General features: G+C 48.9%; 12 protein-coding genes and 1 riboswitch. Of the genes, 2 read left to right on the forward strand and 10 right to left on the reverse strand.

Features of this window, described 5'->3' with window-relative positions; genetic code table 11:
• Positions 1-2 precede the first annotated feature (2 nt).
• Together HK11_RS00060 and HK11_RS00065 are read left to right on the forward strand one after the other, a co-directional pair.
• Positions 3-2,723 (forward strand): hypothetical protein, encoded by a 2,721-nt coding sequence (locus tag HK11_RS00060; RefSeq protein ID WP_086553305.1) that lies wholly within the window; start codon positions 3-5, stop codon positions 2,721-2,723.
• Positions 2,710-3,411, forward strand: coding sequence for a DUF6250 domain-containing protein (locus HK11_RS00065; RefSeq protein WP_086553306.1), 702 nt, complete (start codon positions 2,710-2,712; stop codon positions 3,409-3,411). The genes HK11_RS00060 and HK11_RS00065 overlap by 14 nt, the downstream gene beginning before the upstream one ends.
• Positions 3,412-3,509: 98 nt before the next feature.
• Here the strand turns inward: HK11_RS00065 and HK11_RS00070 are convergent, their stop codons facing one another.
• From HK11_RS00070 to HK11_RS00120, 10 genes are all read right to left on the reverse strand, one after another.
• A complete protein-coding gene (locus HK11_RS00070) occupies positions 3,510-4,256 on the reverse strand; it encodes an ABC transporter ATP-binding protein (protein WP_086553307.1) in 747 nt (248 codons plus the stop codon).
• A complete protein-coding gene (locus HK11_RS00075; RefSeq protein WP_086553308.1) occupies positions 4,256-5,260 on the reverse strand; it encodes an iron ABC transporter permease in 1,005 nt (334 codons plus the stop codon). Before HK11_RS00075 ends, HK11_RS00070 begins: the two co-directional genes overlap by 1 nt.
• Positions 5,257-6,102 (reverse strand): ABC transporter substrate-binding protein, encoded by an 846-nt coding sequence (locus tag HK11_RS00080; protein WP_086553309.1) that lies wholly within the window; start codon positions 6,100-6,102, stop codon positions 5,257-5,259. Before HK11_RS00080 ends, HK11_RS00075 begins: the two co-directional genes overlap by 4 nt.
• Positions 6,102-8,090 (reverse strand): TonB-dependent receptor plug domain-containing protein, encoded by a 1,989-nt coding sequence (locus HK11_RS00085; RefSeq protein WP_369822895.1) that lies wholly within the window; start codon positions 8,088-8,090, stop codon positions 6,102-6,104. Before HK11_RS00085 ends, HK11_RS00080 begins: the two co-directional genes overlap by 1 nt.
• Before the next feature lie 175 nt (positions 8,091-8,265).
• Positions 8,266-8,494: riboswitch (cobalamin riboswitch) on the reverse strand.
• Between the two features lie 43 nt (positions 8,495-8,537).
• Positions 8,538-9,428 (reverse strand): LysR family transcriptional regulator, encoded by an 891-nt coding sequence (locus HK11_RS00090; RefSeq protein ID WP_086553311.1) that lies wholly within the window; start codon positions 9,426-9,428, stop codon positions 8,538-8,540.
• 83 nt (positions 9,429-9,511) lie between these two features.
• Positions 9,512-10,540: a methionine synthase gene (locus tag HK11_RS00095; RefSeq protein ID WP_086553312.1), complete on the reverse strand. Its 1,029-nt coding sequence runs from the start codon at positions 10,538-10,540 to the stop codon at positions 9,512-9,514.
• Between the two features lie 28 nt (positions 10,541-10,568).
• The gene (locus tag HK11_RS00100) at positions 10,569-11,552 is read right to left on the reverse strand and encodes a DUF1852 domain-containing protein (protein ID WP_086553313.1); all 984 of its coding nucleotides are present in this window, start codon (positions 11,550-11,552) and stop codon (positions 10,569-10,571) included.
• Between the two features lie 316 nt (positions 11,553-11,868).
• Positions 11,869-13,338 carry an efflux transporter outer membrane subunit gene (locus HK11_RS00110; protein WP_086553315.1) on the reverse strand — a complete coding sequence of 490 codons (1,470 nt, stop codon included), beginning with the start codon at positions 13,336-13,338 and terminating at the stop codon, positions 11,869-11,871.
• Positions 13,339-13,340: 2 nt separating this feature from the next.
• A complete protein-coding gene (locus HK11_RS00115; protein ID WP_086553316.1) occupies positions 13,341-14,522 on the reverse strand; it encodes an efflux RND transporter periplasmic adaptor subunit in 1,182 nt (393 codons plus the stop codon).
• Complete coding sequence (locus HK11_RS00120) at positions 14,515-17,700, reverse strand: efflux RND transporter permease subunit (protein WP_086553317.1); 3,186 nt, start codon at positions 17,698-17,700, stop codon at positions 14,515-14,517. The genes HK11_RS00115 and HK11_RS00120 overlap by 8 nt, the downstream gene beginning before the upstream one ends.
• Between the last annotated feature and the right edge of the window lie 383 nt (positions 17,701-18,083).

The following is an 18,083-nucleotide window of genomic DNA, read 5'->3' on the forward strand; positions in this document are numbered from 1 at the left end:
CGTTGCCACATTTAGGAAGGCGCCATTTCCTTAAACTCTCAACCGCAACCAGCAGCTTATTTTTCACCGCAGCAACGCAGGCTCAAGGCTCAGCAGAGCACAAATCTGCTACGACACAGATAAACTGGCTTGACGGTCCGCCATCAGGAAATGTCTTTCAGGGCACGACGTTTGGCGCCGCCTGGCCACAGGGTGCTGTACGTGCACCAGCGCGCTTTTCGCTGGGCACCTCAGATGCCGGAACGCAGCAGATACAGTCATGGATCACCGCATGGTGGCCGGACGGATCTGTCAAATGGAGTGCTCATGCAGTTTCTCCAACTGCACATTCTGACCTGGCGGCATATACCCGGCTTCATGCTGTACCTGCCCGACACTCAGAAACCAGAACGGAAACCATTGCGCAAAAGACGGATGATCAGATCTCTGTCAACACAGGGAAACTCCAGGCCAGTTTTTCAAAAGGGCAGTCTTTTCTGTCCCTCTCGTTTCCACGCCAGGCACAGGTGCAGGCCATCACTCTGCTGGAACAAAGCACACAACAGGGAGAGATAACACAAACCAGAACCTTCTCGTGCCATGGCGACGTTCACACACTTGAAATTGAAGGTAACGGGCCTGACCGGGCTGTTATCCGCATAGAAGGTAAACATAGCGGACCAGATCATACACGGGTTATTCCATTTATTTTTCGTTTCTATTTTTATAAAAATAGTGGTGCAATTCGTGTTATACACTCAATCATTCATGATATTGACCCCAAAAAATATGAAGTGCGTGGTCTGGGGCTGAATATTTCCTCTCAGTTTCATGGTGAAGCCTATAACCGGCACATTCGCTTTGTAAGTGCTGATGGCGGTGTCTTCGCTGAAGCATTGCAACCTCTGACCGGCTTACGCCGCGACCCGGGCAGCAATATACGTTCAGCACAAACACAGGGCCAGGCTGTGCCACCTGAGGCAGAATGGTCTCCTAAAGTCTCTGGTGCTATCGGGTATGTCCCTGTTTATGGTGATTATACACTTACCCAGGCAACGTGTGATGGCTTTTCAATCAAAAAACGAATTACAAAACATGATGCCTGGATCAATTCTTTTTCTGGACAAAGAGCTTCTGGCACTGTTTTTCTTGGCGACGTATCGGGGGGTGTCGTGCTCGGCATCAGAAATTTCTGGCAGAGCTACCCGGCAGCACTCTCTGTAGAAAACGGAGGAGAGAATAATGCACAACTCACAGCATGGCTCTGGGCACCAGATGCAGAGCCCATGCAGATGGCACCTTATCAGACCCCCGAAAATCAGAACGATTATACCACGCAGCGGCAGGCTCTCGATATCACTTATGAGGATTATGAACCCGGTTTTTCCTCCTCTTACGGTGTTGGCCGAACCAGCGAAATCGTTATAGAATTTACTGACCATACACCCGACAACACCAGCCTGGCGGCTATCGCTGAGCGCATTTCATCTCCACCGCAATTAAAGCAATCTTTGCCTGACCTGTTCACATCACGTGCGACCCACGCTTTCTGGAGCCCCGAACACCCACAGAATGTAAATTCAAAAGTAAACCAGGCTCTTGATACACTTTTTACATTTTACCGTAATCAGATTGAGCAAAGACGCTGGTATGGCTTCTGGGACTACGGTGACATTATGCACACCTATGATGCCGACAGGCATACATGGCGTTATGATATCGGCGGGTTTGCATGGGATAACGGTGAACTAAGCTCTGTTATGTGGTTCTGGGCATACCACCTGCACAAAGGCAATGCGGAAAGCTTTCGTCAGGCTGAAGCCATGACACGACATATTACAGAAGTTGATGTCTACCATATCGGAAAATTCGCCCCCTTAGGTTCGCGTCATAACGTGCAGCACTGGGGAGACAGCGCCAAACAACTGCGTATCTCCAGCGTTGCAAATGCAAAAATCTATTATTTCCTGACTGCGGATGAGCGTACCGGTGAGTTACTGCGTGCACAGGTTAACGCTGTTAACCGCCTGCAGGATATTGTTCCCGGACGCAAAACTGGCGGGGCAGCGGCCATCAAGGCACAGCCTCATCACGCAACGGTCTCCTTTGGTACAGACTGGGGAGCCATTGCCGCCGCCTGGCTGCTGGAGTGGGAACGTACAGGTGATGAGCAATGGAAAAACAAACTACTGACCTCTATGACCAGCATTGCAGCCCAGCCTCATGGTTTTTTTACCGGACTGGGTGTGATGGACCTGCATACAGGTGAGTTTGCTCAGGATCGCACAGGGGCTCTTTCTGTTTCACATCTGAGCGCCATGTTCGGACTGCCAGAAACATGCAGCGAGCTGATTATGCTCTTACCGCAGCCTGATTTTAAAAATGCCTGGCTGGATTACTGCACACTCTATCTGGCTGACGCACAAAACCAGAAAAACAAACTGGGGCAGGCACTGCATCACTTAAACCTCAGGCAGGCACATGCCCGCCTGTTGGCCTACGCAGGCTACACTCTCAGAGACACCGCTTTGCGCAGGCAGGCGTGGCGTATTTTTGCACAGGGTGATGCAGGGCTTTTACTCAGTGACTTTCAGATAAACCATCTCTCACCGCCGGCAGTGCCTGAACCAGTTGATGAAGCACCACATATTTCAACAAATGCCGCGGCTCAGTGGGGGCTGGGGGCAACAGGTCTGATGGCACTTGCCCCGCAGGAGGAGAACATTTTTTATGAAACGCTCTAGACGTGTTTATACACCCGGGCACTACGTTTTATGCCTTGCTCTCAGTGCGGCCTCTCCGGTTTTATCAAAAGCCGGGACAAAAGCCGAAAACACTTTAACTATAAAGGATAATCAGAACCATATCTGGCGCTTTGAAGCTGAGAAAACTCTGCCTGTCACCCCTGCTTCACAGGCAGAAATTATTCCTGATGGAGTAAAAATCGTAGCACAGCGGGGTGTCACACTCTGGTTCGAACACCCGCTAAAAGGTAACTATACCCTTACATTCGACCGGAAAATTTTGAAGCCGGAAGGAGCACTCCGCGTTTCAGATATGAATATCTTCTGGAACGCACATGAAAAAAATGGCGCACTTCCTCACGTGCGCAACGGCACGCTCTCTGCCTATAACTCTCTTGTTCTCGAATATGCAGGTATTGGCGGTAATAATAATACAACCACACGCTTCAGGCATTATGACAGCTCAGGCGCACGCATCCTGTTACAGGAAAGTACTGCCCCGGCTGATATGCTGAAACCGGACCATGTTTATCACACCGTTATAAGTGTTCATAACGGTGTGACGACTTTGTTCCTTGATGGTAAAAAAATCTTTTCAGCACCAGTCAATGCTGCATCCCCAGGGTATTTTGGTATCCGCACCGTAGGTTCTCAGCAGGAAATCACACATTTTTCTCTTTCTGCATAATGATCCCGTAATAGTGTATCGCTGATATAACTGCGGCATACTATTACGAAAAATCTCTTTATGAGACTTAACCTATAAAAATACTGGCAGCTATGGGGTCACACACGATTCCACGGCACAAGCCCGGTTCCGATTTTACGCGTGGTGACACCATAAACATTCTGCACGAGAGTGTCCGTCAGGTCTGCCGGTGACAAAGAGGCCTGCACTTTACCATCAGATATCAGCACCAGATTATCGCAAAAACGCGTTGCCATGAGCAGATCATGAATAACAAGCACAACACACCTGCCTGCTTCAGCCTGACTACGCAATATCTGCATAACAGAAAGTGCATGAGCGGGGTCAAGAGCCGCCATCACCTCATCTGCCAGTATAATTTCCGCTTCTGTAGCAAGCGCGCGTGCGAGCATTAATCTCGCCTTCTCTCCTCCTGAAAGCTGATCAGCCCGACGTTGCGCCAGGTCTGCCAGACCAGTAGCTTTCAAAGCATTTTCAACAGCATAATGCTTTATAGCCCGGCTACCAGTCTCACCATAAGGTAAACGCCCCAGTGAAATGATTTCACATACCGGGATAGCTGGAAGAGGCGGATTATCCTGCGGAATATAAGCCAGTTGTCGCGCCAGCTGCGCTGTCGTTAAAGACTGTATATCATGCCCGTCGAGTGTTATTTTCCCCGCACAGGCTGGCACAAGGCCGGCTGTAACTTTCAGAAGCGTACTTTTACCGGCTCCGTTCGGACCGAGTAAACCTGTAACACACCCTTTATCAAACTGTGCAGAAACAGCATCCAGTAACGTACGTCCTCCGGCCTGGCAGGAAAGGTGATGCACTTCGAGCATTAAAACTGCCCCTGTTTTCTGAACTGAAGCACTCTGTAAAAAAAGACAGGTGCACCAATAAGTGCAGTTATAACACCAATTTGTATGTCTTTATGGCCTGAAACTGTACGCACAATGAGGTCTGAAAGCAAAAGCAGAGCGGCCCCGCCCAGAAAAGAAGGCAAGAGCAGACGAGACGGCCTGTACCCCACAACCACCCTGAGCAGATGAGGTACAACCAGCCCGACAAAACCAATAGCGCCTGACACAGCCACACAGGAACCAACAGCCAGAGCCGTGCCCACGACAAGACGTAACTGCACCCCCTTCAGGCCACGCAGATGAAAGCCCATCGTCTGGGCAACATCCTCCCCCAGTGTCAGCGCGTCCAGAGCACGTCTTGATAACATCATCACAATGCATCCTCCTGCTACACCGGGCAGTGCCAGCAATACATCAGACATGGTCCGGTCTGTCAGAGAGCCCATCAGCCAGCGCATAATTTCAAACGAAGCATAAGGGCTTGGCACGAGGTTCAGCACAAGTGCCGTTAAAGCCGCAGTAAAACTGCTCAGAGCAGCGCCAGCCAGTAAGAGCACCAGAGCAGTGCCCCGCCCCACCAGAAGAAGCAGCATAGCGACAGCAAGAAAGGCCCCGATAAGCCCACCGGCGGGCAGCAGAGCTGAGCCCATCACACTAAGCCCCGTGTAAAATACACAAACAGCACCAAGTGCCGCCCCGCCCGAAACCCCCAGCAACCCCGGGTCGGCCAGCGGGTTACGCAAATACCCTTGTAATACGGCACCTGAAAGGCCCAGTGTACCACCAACCATAATGCCCAGAATGACCCGTGGCAGACGCAGCCCCCCCAGAATAACAGAGCCGGCTGTATGCTGACCGGCAAGCCATTCATGCAATGCCTGCATAAAAGAAAAACCGTGCTCTCCCCATAGCAGAGAGGTCATAACCAGCAGGCATATACTCATACATAACAGACTGTTGAGCAGAACCTCGCGCTTCGTCATGGAGCCTCCGTTTTATTCTCTGCCAGTGCTGCACGGGCACGACGCAGAACAGCTACTGCCTCAAGCGTTTGTGGCAAACCACATAACCAGAGAGAGGCAGGAATATTCACATGATGCACCCCGGGAAAAAACTCCGTCAGAACCGGGTTATCCAGCATAGCCTGAGCAAGAGAGTGCCCCTGCCCTGAGCGGTCAAGAATAAGCAGGTCAGGGCGCCAGGCCAGCAGCGTTTCAAGCGGTATACGCCCCCCTGCAGGCAAAGCAGCACGCACAGCAAGATTCTGGAAACCTGAATATTTCAAAACATCATTTTGCAAGGAAGCACCAGCAGCAACCAGACCATTAGCTTCATAAACAGCCGCAATCGGGTTAACGTCTGTCGTCAGATCACTCATACCTCTGAGGCGCTTTTCAAAAACAGCAATAAGAGCCTCCCCCCGCTCCGGATGGCCCACAGCCTGAGCTACGCGCCGGATCTGCCCGGGGATGTCAGACAAACGGCGCGCCGGTGGCAGTATGACTATATGAGCACCAACCTCACGCGCTGCCATCACTGCAGTACGGGCTGTGTATTGCCCTGCAAGAACAATATCAGGATGTACAGACAGAATATTTTCAGCATCTGCTGCAAATATAACGTGTGGCAACCCCTCATGACACAGCACAGAAGCAGAACAGTCGCGCACAAGAGGAGAAAGGGCAACGATCTCCTCTTTATCAGCGAGCATCAGGGCAAGCTGGTCAGTACATAAATTAAGTGAGGCGATACGCGGGGCAGCCTGACCATGACCAGCAAGAACCCCGCAATACACTATGCCTATCAGAGGAATTAACCAGCGCATCAGTAGCTCAGTGTTACGCCTCCATAACCTGCCCGCCCGGGCTGAAGATAGCCTATCGGTTCTTCATACTGCCTGTTGAGCAGATTATCAGCACGGGCAAAGACTGTAACAAAACGATTAATTTTATAACTGGCAGCAAGATCAACTGTGAAATATCCATGCCCCTTACCACAGGTGCTGCAAACCTCAGAACCAATAACCGGCAGGTCGCGCCAGCCGCTGACATAAAGAATATTGCCAGATAACGTGAGATCTTTCAGCGGGTTCCATGAAGTATTAAAATTCAGCTTATGCTGTGGCCTGCGTTGCAAAGGCAGATGATTTGTCAGATCACGGGCATGTGTCCAGGTATAAGTCAGATTGAAATCGAGGGTCTTTATGGGTTTCCACTCAGCAAATGCCTCCACCCCATACATACGGGCACGGGAGACGTTGCCATAGGAATACTGATAATACGAATAGCCTGAAGAGTTATCTATCGACAATGTTGACTGGATAAGGTTTTTAACCTTGTTATCATACCATGTTGCACCGAAATGCAGCTTATCGTGCAGCAGTTTTTGTTCAACACCGGCATCATAGCCAATCAGACGCTCTGCCCGCAGGTCAGGATTACCTTTTTGCGAATAGCTGGATCCGGTCTGATTAAAAAAGAGCTGATAAAGTGTAGGGCCATGAAAACCTGACCCTGCACTTGCCTTAATAATTGTGCCTGTATGTGGAATATGAACAGAAGGCGCCACACGCCAGGTGACATAATGGCCATAACGCGAATTGCTGTCATAACGCACGTTGGCAGCCCCATAGAGAATCTTGTTCCAGTTACCTTCATACTGTGCATAGCCTGCAGTTGTATCCATACTCGCCTGTGTATGATAGCCGGTGTCATAAGCGCTGCCTGCAGTATGACTGGTATCAAACGTGTCATGAAAATGCTCAGCACCAATCAGCACTGTGCCATATTTTTTAAAGTTAAATGTACCATGCCAGTCAATTTTCAGCCGGTCTGACCGGTAATAAATGGGCCCGGTAGCATACAGCCCTGTCTGGTTCCAGCGATTACGAATGGCCATATAACCAAGACCGATGACCTGATCAAAAAAACCATCAAATGACACAAGATGAGCTGTCCCGCGCACAATTGCTTCATTTGTATTATTACGCTCACGCACATGCCCCCCGCCTTCGTTTTCACTCTGAAGGTCATACAGGGAATAGGTGTGATAATTGCTCTGAATCAGACGGGTTGTCAGGCCAAGGTCAAAATTTCTGGTTACGTCATAGCCCAGACGAATATTTGTGCCCCGGTTATCATTGCGGTTGCTGGTGTGGCGTTGCGCACGTGTGGCACCATAATAGCGGTCAATATAATGCGGAATGCTGCGAAACCCATCCATACGATAATGATTAAGCGTCACATTATAATGGAAACGCCCCTTACTGCCACGTAACCCGATAACCTGATTAAATGTGCCATATGAGCCGCCTTCAAGACGTACAAAAGGTTTAAAACGCCCCTCGCCACGGGCTGTCGTAATATCGATTACCCCTGCCATAGCATCTGCACCATAGAGGCCACTTTGCGGACCACGCAGAACTTCAATACGCCCTATACCATCAGTCATAAACTGAGCAGCATCGAACATGCCACTGGCAGAACTGCCATCATTAATATCCATTCCATCAAGGCGCACTTTTACTTCATTGGCATTCGTACCACGCATAAAAATTGACGTTGTGCCCCCTGCTCCGCCGGTGCGAACAAGGTTTAACCCTGGTTCACGGGCTAACAGATCTGGTAAAGAGCGACGTTGCTGTTTTAAAATCTGCTGCTCTGTAATGATTGTCATGGCAGTACCGATTTCATCACGCCTGACGGGCCTGCGGGCTGCACTCACAGTAATCTGTTCAGGATTACGTGACAGCATCTCTTCCTCTGACGTCAGGCTTGTCTCTGCCTGCTGTGGCTGTTCAGCTGCCCGGACCATACATCCGGGAAAAATGAAGAATGCTGTGCTCAAAAAAAGAAGTCTGCGCACCATAAAAACTACCTCGTGGTCCGAATGTTGCCACGAGACTAAGTTTATGCAGGAACTGACGCCCTTATCAGGCTGTGCCAGCGCATGCCACTCTGTGCTGACACTCCCCGATCAGCATTTCCCGTTTGCAACAATTCACGATGGCAGGTTTCCTGGCTTGTGGCGTCGCCGGCTGCATCTCCCTTCCCAGGCCAGGCCCAGTGGTCTGATCTTATGATCAGTATGCAGAAACATACCACTTACAGTTGCGGGGACAGCTCAGGCTTAAACAGCATATCATGCCATGATACCTGATTCCCTTTTACACTCTGCCTTGTATTTTAAAGGCAAAGACCATCAGTCAGATGATGTGCGCGCAGAACACAGGCCTGTCAACAATGCTGAAGGTAAAAAGGGCTAATGATGCGATGCAGCAAACCGGATAAAATCCTGCAGGTAAAAAATATCATCATCCGTATCACGACAGCCAAGGAAAATTTGCTTTGCGATACCCTTTTTGCCAAGCTTCACAGGAGAAAGTTCAAAGCGCTGAGCATATTCCTCAACCAGCCATCCCGGCAGGGCAGTAACACCCCTGCCATGAGCGACCATCACAAGCATAATATCTGTTGTTTCTATTTGCTTTTGCTGCCTTGGGCTAATACCCGCAGGTTGCAGAAACTGCGTATAAATATCCAGCCGCTCTGACGGTACAGGGTATGTTATCAGGGTTTCTCCCGCAAGCTGCTCTGGTGAGATAAACTTCTCACCACGCAAAGGGTGCTGAGGGCCAACAACCAGCACAAGTTCATAGTCAAAAACAGGAGTGAATTTCAGGCCGGGTTTGTAAAGCGGGTCAGGTGTGACAACAAGATCAATCTCATTACTGAACAATGCACCAATACCGCCAAACTGAAATTTCTGCCGCACATCAACATCAACCTTCGGCCATCTTTCCAGATAAGGAGAAACCACTTTTAAAAGCCATTGATAACAGGGGTGACACTCCATACCAATGCGTAATGTACCACGCTCACCATTGCCAAATTGTTCAAGCCGTTTTTCAGCCAGTTCAAATTGAGGCAACATGCGATTGGCCAGAGATAACAACCATTCTCCCGCCTGAGTGAGCACCAGTGACCGCCCCTCCCTGCGCCAGACCTTAACTCCGAGCTGATTTTCTATTTTACGAATAGCATGGCTTAGCGCGGGTTGCGTCAGGTTAAGACGCAGCCCGGCAGCAGTTAATGAGCCTTCACGCGCGACAGCCTGAATAACCTTCAGGTGACTACGCTCCAGAACATCCATGCTTCACCTTAAATCTATGCACAAAATTTATATAATTATATGATAATTATCATTTTTTATTATTTTAACAAGTTATATTCCTGTCAGCGGGTCAGCTCCTCCCGAACAATTGCTGCCCCGGCACTTAATGCTCTGAGCTTGCCGCTTGCTACATGCCGGGGCAAAGGTGCCATGCCACAGTTAGTAGAAGGATAAAGCTTATCAGCCTCTGCAAACCGCAAAGCTTTACGCAAAACATCCGCAACCTTTTCGGGTGTCTCAATAGTATGAGTTGCGACATCAATAGCGCCTACCATGACCTTTTTACCACGAACAAGTTCGATCAGGTCCATAGGAACGCGAGAGTTCTGACACTCCAGTGATATGATATCGAGGCTGGAGCTCTGCAGCTTTGGAAAAATCTCTTCATACTGACGCCATTCCGCACCAAGAGCATTTTTCCAGTCAATATTCGCTTTAATACCATATCCATAGCAGATATGGACTGCTGTTTCACATTTCAGACCTTCAGCTGCTTTTTCTAAAGCAGCAATACCCCAGTCATTAACTTCCTCAAAAAAAACATTAAATGCAGGCTCGTCAAACTGAATGATATCGACACCGGCTGCCTCTAATTCCCGGGCTTCCTGGTTAAGAATTCCGGCAAACTCCCAGGCAAGTTTTTCACGACTTTTATAATAGCCGTCATAAAGCGTATCAATCATCGTCATCGGGCCAGGCAATGCCCACTTTATCGGCTTTTTTGTCAGTGTACGTAAAAAACGGGCATCTTCAACAAAAACAGGTTTTTCACGTGTAACCGCCCCCACAACTGATGGCACACTTGCATCATAGCGATTACGAATTTTAATGGTCTGACGATTTTCAAAATCAACACCACTCAGATGCTCAATGAAGGTGGTAACAAAATGCTGGCGGGTCTGTTCACCATCACTCACAATATCAATACCGGCGCGATCCTGATCATCAAGGGTCAGGCGCAGCGCATCCTGTTTCCCTTCTGTCAGCTCTTCTCCCTCTAACTTCCAGGGAGACCAGAGCGTTTCAGGTTCTGCAAGCCATGAGGGTTTGGGCAAACTGCCTGCTGTTGAGGTTGGAAGTAGTGTTTTCATGGGGCGTGACCTTGTATCTTATAAATGGTTAAACGGCGTAACTGGCAGACCACTGCTCCAGAATATCCTGATAAGGTTTAATAAATCGCTCTTCTGTAAACCTGCCCTGTGTGATAGCCAGCTGGCTGCGTTCTTCCCGATCATAAACGATCCGGGTTATCGAATAATCCTGATGTTTAAGGCTTGGCTGATAACAGTCAGATGCAGCAGAATTAGCGTTATAAATTTCAGGACGATAAATTTTCTGAAATGATTCCATCGTGCTGATCGTGCTTATGAGCTCCAGCGTGGTATAGTCAGACAAAAGGTCACCAAAGAAATAAAATGCTAAGGGTGCAACACTCCTGGCTGGCATAAAATAGCGAACCTGCATGCCCATTTTTGCAAAATACTGATCGGTCAGCGATAAGTCACGCTGCTGATACTCAACCCCTAACACAGGGTGCTCATTATCAGTTTTATGATATATCCTGTTACCTGATACACTCAGGCATATGACAGGCGCTTTACTGAAGTTTCTTTTATAAGAATCTGAACTGATGACCGTTTTAAAGAGATTTCCATGTAAATCTCCAAAATTATCAGGTTTAGAAAAATCTTTCCTGCCTTTATTATACTCAGGCAACAAAACACTAAAATCATAATCACGCACGTAAGATGAGAAATTATTCCCCGCAATACCCTCAATACGCTTATTATTTATTTTATCAATAATAGTTGTTTTCAGAATTTCTATCAAAGGAAAAGTTTCTTTATTATTTTTAAAACTGATATCCATATCAAATGAAATGATCTCAAGTTCGACAGCATAACGATCCCGCTTAGGGTTATCCCAGCGTGCCAGATCATTAAAACGATTATCAATCATCTTTAAAACATTACGCAGGTTTGCCTGGCGGCTTTCCCCTCTTGCAAGGTTAGCAAAATTTGTCGTCAGACGCGTATTCTCTGAAGGGAGATAATGCTCATCAAAACGAATACGTTTTATAGTGAATGTATCTTCCTTAATCATCGTATTACTGCATCCTGTTTTTATAAAAAAACCTGATTACGTTTATTGAAAATAAAAAAGTAACTATGCTTTCTTATTTTCATAAACGATAATTTTTCTATATGCGGTTCAAAGTAGTGACCGCCTTATGCACGATCAAATATATGAATAAAAATGATTTATTTTCATATAAACATGAATTAAATTTATATATTATCAAAATACTGTTCAGAAAACATCATCCGTTAAATACCGCATACCTGATGCCGGGAAAATTTGTTCCGGCACCAGGGTTACACACCGGCACTCTGTTTCTGGTCTGTAAATGTCTAAGATATTATAAAATATGATTAATTACATTATCCTTACGATGCGGCAGAGTTCCCTGCCATCCTCCCCCCAGCGTTTTATACAGCGTGACGATATTAGACATTTGCTGCAAATGTGTTGTAATCGCGCCAAGCTGGGCATCATACAACGTACGCTGCGCCACAAGAGTATCCAGGTAGGGGTCATACCCGCCTTTAAACCGGGCCAGAGCCAGCTGATACTGGCGATCACTGGCCTGCACGAGTGCTACCTGGGCAGAAAGCTGCTTGAGATAAGTACTTCGTCCTGCCAGAGCATCAGCAACTTCGCGAAAAGCAGTCTGTATGGTTTTTTCATAGCGTGAGACTTCTTCTTTTTTGCGCGCTTTTGCCTGGTGCAGCTCAGCTGTAAGCCGTCCGGCATCAAACAAAGGCACTGTAACCTGCGGGGCAACATTCCAGGCACCCATGCCACTCTGAAACAGACGGGTAATATTATTACTGGCCGTACCGTTAGCTGCCGTAATCTGAATTTTAGGGAAAAATTCAGCACGTGCAGCCCCGATATCATCATTTGCCGAACGAAGAACCTGCTCAGCAGAGAGAATATCCGGGCGGCGTGCTATCATGTCTGAAGGCAAACCCTCCGGCACATCAGGAAAAGCCTGAACATCATCCAGAGAAGCCTTCTTCTCTAATGCCAGACGCGTTGCCTGATCAGGTGCCCCGCCTATAAGCAACGTAAGCTGATTCATCGCCTGTTCACGCTGACGCGTATAAATTTGCAAATGTGTCTCTGCGTCGCGCAAAGCCGCTTCAGCCTCAGCGACATCCAGCTGTGTGCCCGTGCCAACACGCGCTGTCTGTTCAACCAGTCTGTACGTTTTCTGACGGTTTTCAATAACATGCTGTGTAATCAGCAATGCCTGATTATTTGCAACCCAGTTAAGCATAGCCACCGAAACGCTGGCTATAACACTCAGGCGCATACTTTCACGCCCAAGAGCATCCGACAGATAGCGGTCGAACGATGCACGCGACGCTGAACGTATACGCCCCCATAAATCAACCTCATAGGCTGATATGCCAAACCCTACGGCATACTGACGCATATAAAATGGCTCATTCCCCTGAGACAAACTCCAGATACGAGAATACATTTTCTGCACATTCGCACCGGCTGTGCCGTTCAGTGTCGGAAAAAGAGCAGCATTTTCAATATCAAACTGTGTACTTGCAGCCTCAACCTGATGCTGTGCCACCTGCAGATCGCGGTTGTTGGTCAGTGCCGCAGAAATGAGGGACTGCAAAACCGGATCGCGATAGAAATTACGCCAGTTATCAAGATCAGCTGCATCCTGTGCCACGGTTTCAGATGCCCCGTTACCAGGCCATTTTTTCTCAACCGGCGCAGCCGGACGATGATAGGTCGGGATCATTGTGCACCCGCCCATCAGCAACGCCAGGCCTGCAGATAATATTTTCAATGATGGTGCCATGCTCATGCTCCTTCTGGCGCATGAGCATCATGTGGTGCAATTTCCTGACCGTCTGCCAGAGCAGAAGCCGGATGTAAAACCAGACGGCTTCCCTCAGGCAACCCTGTCTGAATTTCAATTTTATCACCATAGTCACGCCCGACTGTGACAGGGCGAATATGCAGATGATTCGTCATATCAACAGTAGCGACTGATAAACCTGTTGCATTATACATCAGAGATTCTGAAGGTATCAGAATAGTTGATGCCGGCCGGGGCACCTCAAAATGAACAGACCCGTAAACACCGGCTGCAAGCCTGTCATCACGGTTATCCAGTTCTGCTTCAACTGGCAGCATACGACTTTCGCGCTCAAGTGCATGGCCTGTGCGTGTAACGGAACCTGAAAAAGCTTCGCCCGGACGGCCCGGCACTGTCAGCCTGACTGGTGTTCCTGGCTGTATGCGACCCGCCTCTTCCTGCGGCACATGCACCCGCACACGCAGCCGGTCAGTTCTGTCCAGGACAAATAAAGGCGCAGACTGCGGGTTATCAGCACTGACCAGGTCACCCTTTTCAACATTACGGGCTGTAACCACACCATCAAACGGAGCCGTAATTATTGTATATGCACGCCGTTGCGCACTGACTGCCAGAGCCGCATCAGCTGCAGCCTGAGCGGCATTCTGCGCCTGCTGAGTAATACGATCAGCATCAAAATTCTGCTGGCTCACAGCTCCGCCGCCCACAAGCCCGCCCGAACGTCTGGCCGTAATACGGGCAAGGTTAAGATTAGCCCGTGCCTGGGCAAGAGCCGCCTGCGCACGGGCTTCCTCCCGGTCAAGCTCGGGCGCTCTGATAACCGCCAGAACATCGCCTGCTTTGACATGCGAACCAATATCTACATGACGCGCAGCAATATAACCTGAAGCTCTGGCGTTAATTGCTGCTGTTTCAACAGCAACTGTTTCACCGGGCAGGTCGAGAGAGACAGGCTTTGTCTCTCTGTGCACTGTCATGAAGCTCACTTCGGGAATCTGGTGCTCACGTGTTGCGGCCAGAGCCCGCACGGCACTCCCCCGCTCAGCATGGGCATAAATACCGTATCCAAGCAGGCACACAACACCAAGACCAATAAAAGGAGCGACTGACCGGCGGGCAACATCTTTATGAGGGCCGGTTACAGGTAAAACAGGTTCAGACATGACTGTACTCCTCAAGAATGCGACTTTCCTGTTTTCTCAGGCGGGTATAAAGCCAGGGCACAATGAATAATGTGGCGCACGTACCAAGCATGAGCCCGCCAATAACAGCGCGACCAAGCGGAGCATTTTGCTCCCCTCCGTCCCCCAGCCCTAACGACATCGGCAGCATGCCAATAATCATGGCCAGTGAGGTCATCAGAATAGGGCGCAGGCGTGCCTGCCCTGCGGCAATAGCGGCTTCAGCAGCACTCATGCCTTCAGCGCGCCGTTCTTTAGCAAATGTTACGAGCAGGATTGAGTTTGCACTCGCAACACCCACACTCATAATTGCCCCCATCAAAGACGGAACAGAGAATGTTGTACCTGTGACAAACAGCATAAAAACAATACCGCACATCGCGCTAGGCAGGCCGAGCACCACGACAAAGGGGTCCATAAAGGACTGAAAATTCACAACCATCAGCAGGTAAACCGCAACAGCTGCCACTAGTAGCCCTATGCCAAGCCTGACAAAAGCTGAACGCATGCTTTCAATCTGCCCCTGCACGGTGATGCTGTTACCCGCAGAAAGTTCACCGCGATGACGGGCAATAACCCGATCGATATCACGGGCAATGCTGCCCAGGTCACGCCCTTCAGCACTCGCATCAATATCGAGAACAGGCTGAATATTGCTATGTGAAATAACATTCTGCCCTGTTCCGCGCTGAATTGTTGCAACATTGCTCAGCAATGCCGGGTTTTTCTGCACAGCAGAAGATGACGCCACCACAGTGTTACGCAAATCACCCAGGTTATTCACCCGATATTGCGGGGTCTGCACTGCAAGCGGATACTGAATACCAGAGGCAGGATCGACCCAGAAATTAGGAGTAACCGTGTTAGACGATGCCAGAGAAACCATCACATTTCGGGCGACATCATTAAGAGTTAACCCAAGGTCAAGTGCACGTTCGCGGTCAATTACCACAGCCAGTTCAGGTGCTGCAATCTGCTGATGCAGATGTACATCGACCAGACCAGGGATATGAGAAATCTCCTGACGGATTTCCTGCATAACCTTTCGGTTATTGGTGACATCGTAACCAGAAATACGAATATCAACCTGAGCTGGTATGCCAAAATTGAGAATCTGGGTCACAATATCTGCCGGCTGGAAATAGAACACACAATGTGGAAAACGACGGGCCAGTTCGGTGCGCAGTTTACGAATGTAATCAGCTGTCGGGCGGTGTCCCTCCTTCAGCTCAACCATAATCTGCCCGTCATTTGTACCAACGGTTGTACCATCATCAAAAGGCATGGAATAACGGAAAGGCATGCCCATATTATCGAGCAGAAGCGCACGCTCTTTTTCAGGTACGATGTCACGAATAACATCTTCAACCTGGTCAAATAATTTTTCGGTACTTTCTATACGCGTTCCTTCAGGTGCCCTGACGTGAAGTTTAAATTCACCGGCATCAATACTCGGGAAAAAATCCTGACCGACCTGCGTTGCAAGAATGCCAGTAACCAGAAGAACAGTACCTGCCAGAGCTGGCACTTTCCAGCCACTGCTGATCAGTCTGTGCAGGGTGTACACATAGCTGTCACGCACACGATCAAAATAACGGTCAAAAACCATACCAAAACGTGCAATGCGGTCTGGTGGCAGCCCTGCATCGCGACGGCGTTCTGCCTGGCGTTCTTCTGCGCGTAGCAGAATGGCTGCAAAAATAGGTACCAGTGTCCGGCTGATCGCATAAGATGCCAGCATGGCATATACCACTGCCAGTGCCATTGGCGTGAAGAGAAAGCGGGCTGGCCCCACAAGAAACTCAACGGAGACAAACACGCTTGAAATTGCCAGGGTAGAAACCAGTGTTGGCAGAGCAATTTCTGAAGCACCATCCAGCACAGCCCGTTTAAGCTCTGTTCCCTCATGACGGATACGGTGGATATTTTCAATAGTCACTGTTGCATCATCAACCAGAATACCAACAGCCAGAGCCAGGCCGCCAAGAGTCATCAGGTTCAGGGTCTGCCCGGTCCAGGACAGCACAGCGATAGAAGATAAAATCGCCAGCGGGATAGAGACAGCAACGATAAGTGTTGAGCGCCAGCTCGCAAGAAATGCCAGAATCATAGCCGCAGTCAGAAGGCCTGCAATCACTGCTTCAGACGCCACACCAGTAATAGCAGCCTTAACAAAAAGAGACTGATCAAACAGTTCTTCAATTTTCATACCTGCAGGTGCTGCAGCCCGCGTAACCGGCAGAACTTCATTACGAATGGCATTAACAACATTCAGAGTTGAAGCATTACCGGCTTTCATAATGGACAGCAGAACAGAGCGGCGCCCTTCACGACGCACAATATTTTGCTGTACAGCTGTACCATCCCGCACCTGGGCAACATCGCGTATACGCACAATAGCACCCGTTTTCGGGTCATGCTTTAACGGTACATTATTCAGGCGCGCTGCCACATCAGGCATACCATTCATACGCACGTCATACTGGGTTGAACCGAATTTTACGGTACCACCTGGCAGCGTCAGATTCTGAACATTAATGGCATTAGAGACATCAAGAGGAGTCAGGCCTGCTCCGGCGAGCTTTGTTTCATCAATATCCACCATAACCTGACGAATTTTGCCGCCGTAGGGCGGAGGCAACATAGTGCCAGGAACAGGTGCTAACTGCTGACGAATGCGGTAAATGCCGTAATCATACAAATCACTCTCTGTCAGCTTATCTGAAGACAGAGAAAGCTGAAGAACAGGCACACTCGAGGCGCTGTACTGCATGATAATAGGCGGCTGAATACCTGGCGGCAAAAGCGCACGAATGGAGTTTGTTGCAGATACTGTTTGCGCAACAGCAAGGTCAACATTAACCCCAGGCTGGAAATACAGTTTTTGCAATACAAGACCAGGCGTTGTCTGGCTTTCGATTGTACGCAGGTTATTAACAAAAAAACTTTCAGAAAACTCTGTATAAGTGCTGATACGTTTTTCTGTCTCGGCGGCATCCAGGCCGTCATAGTACCAGACAACGGTTACAACCGGGATATCGATACTGGGAAAGACATCGGTCGGTGTTTTAAAGAGGGCCGTAATACCCAGCAGCAGGATAATAAGCCCTGCGACCAGGAATGTGTAAGGCCGTCGGAGTGAAAAGGCGACGATCCCCATTAACTGTCTCTGTTCTGATGGCTTTGGGGCGCAGACATACACCCCGCTTGTCAGGAGCCCCACAGCACCCGGACAAATCGGCAAGCTTTTCGCCATGAATAAGATACCGCGCCGTGATTACGTCTTACTGCTGCCTGAAAGAGTTTTTCAGCAGAGAAGAGTAGATCAGCACGTAAGGATTGGGAGGATTATGCAACTTTTCTTTTGAAATTCGATAGAGTAATGCGCGCAGATAATTGCACGATTCTGCTTTTCATTTATCTGACTGCTTATAGAGCCATACCTTACATATAAAAAAATGGCTGAAATTCGCTATATATCTCAACCTCCCACACTAAGAAGGCAATAAAAAATGCACAATTCAGCCAGATCCTTGCACAATC

Origin of the sequence: Acetobacter sp. DmW_043, from assembly GCF_002153485.1 — a bacterium.
GTDB lineage: Bacteria > Pseudomonadota > Alphaproteobacteria > Acetobacterales > Acetobacteraceae > Acetobacter > Acetobacter thailandicus.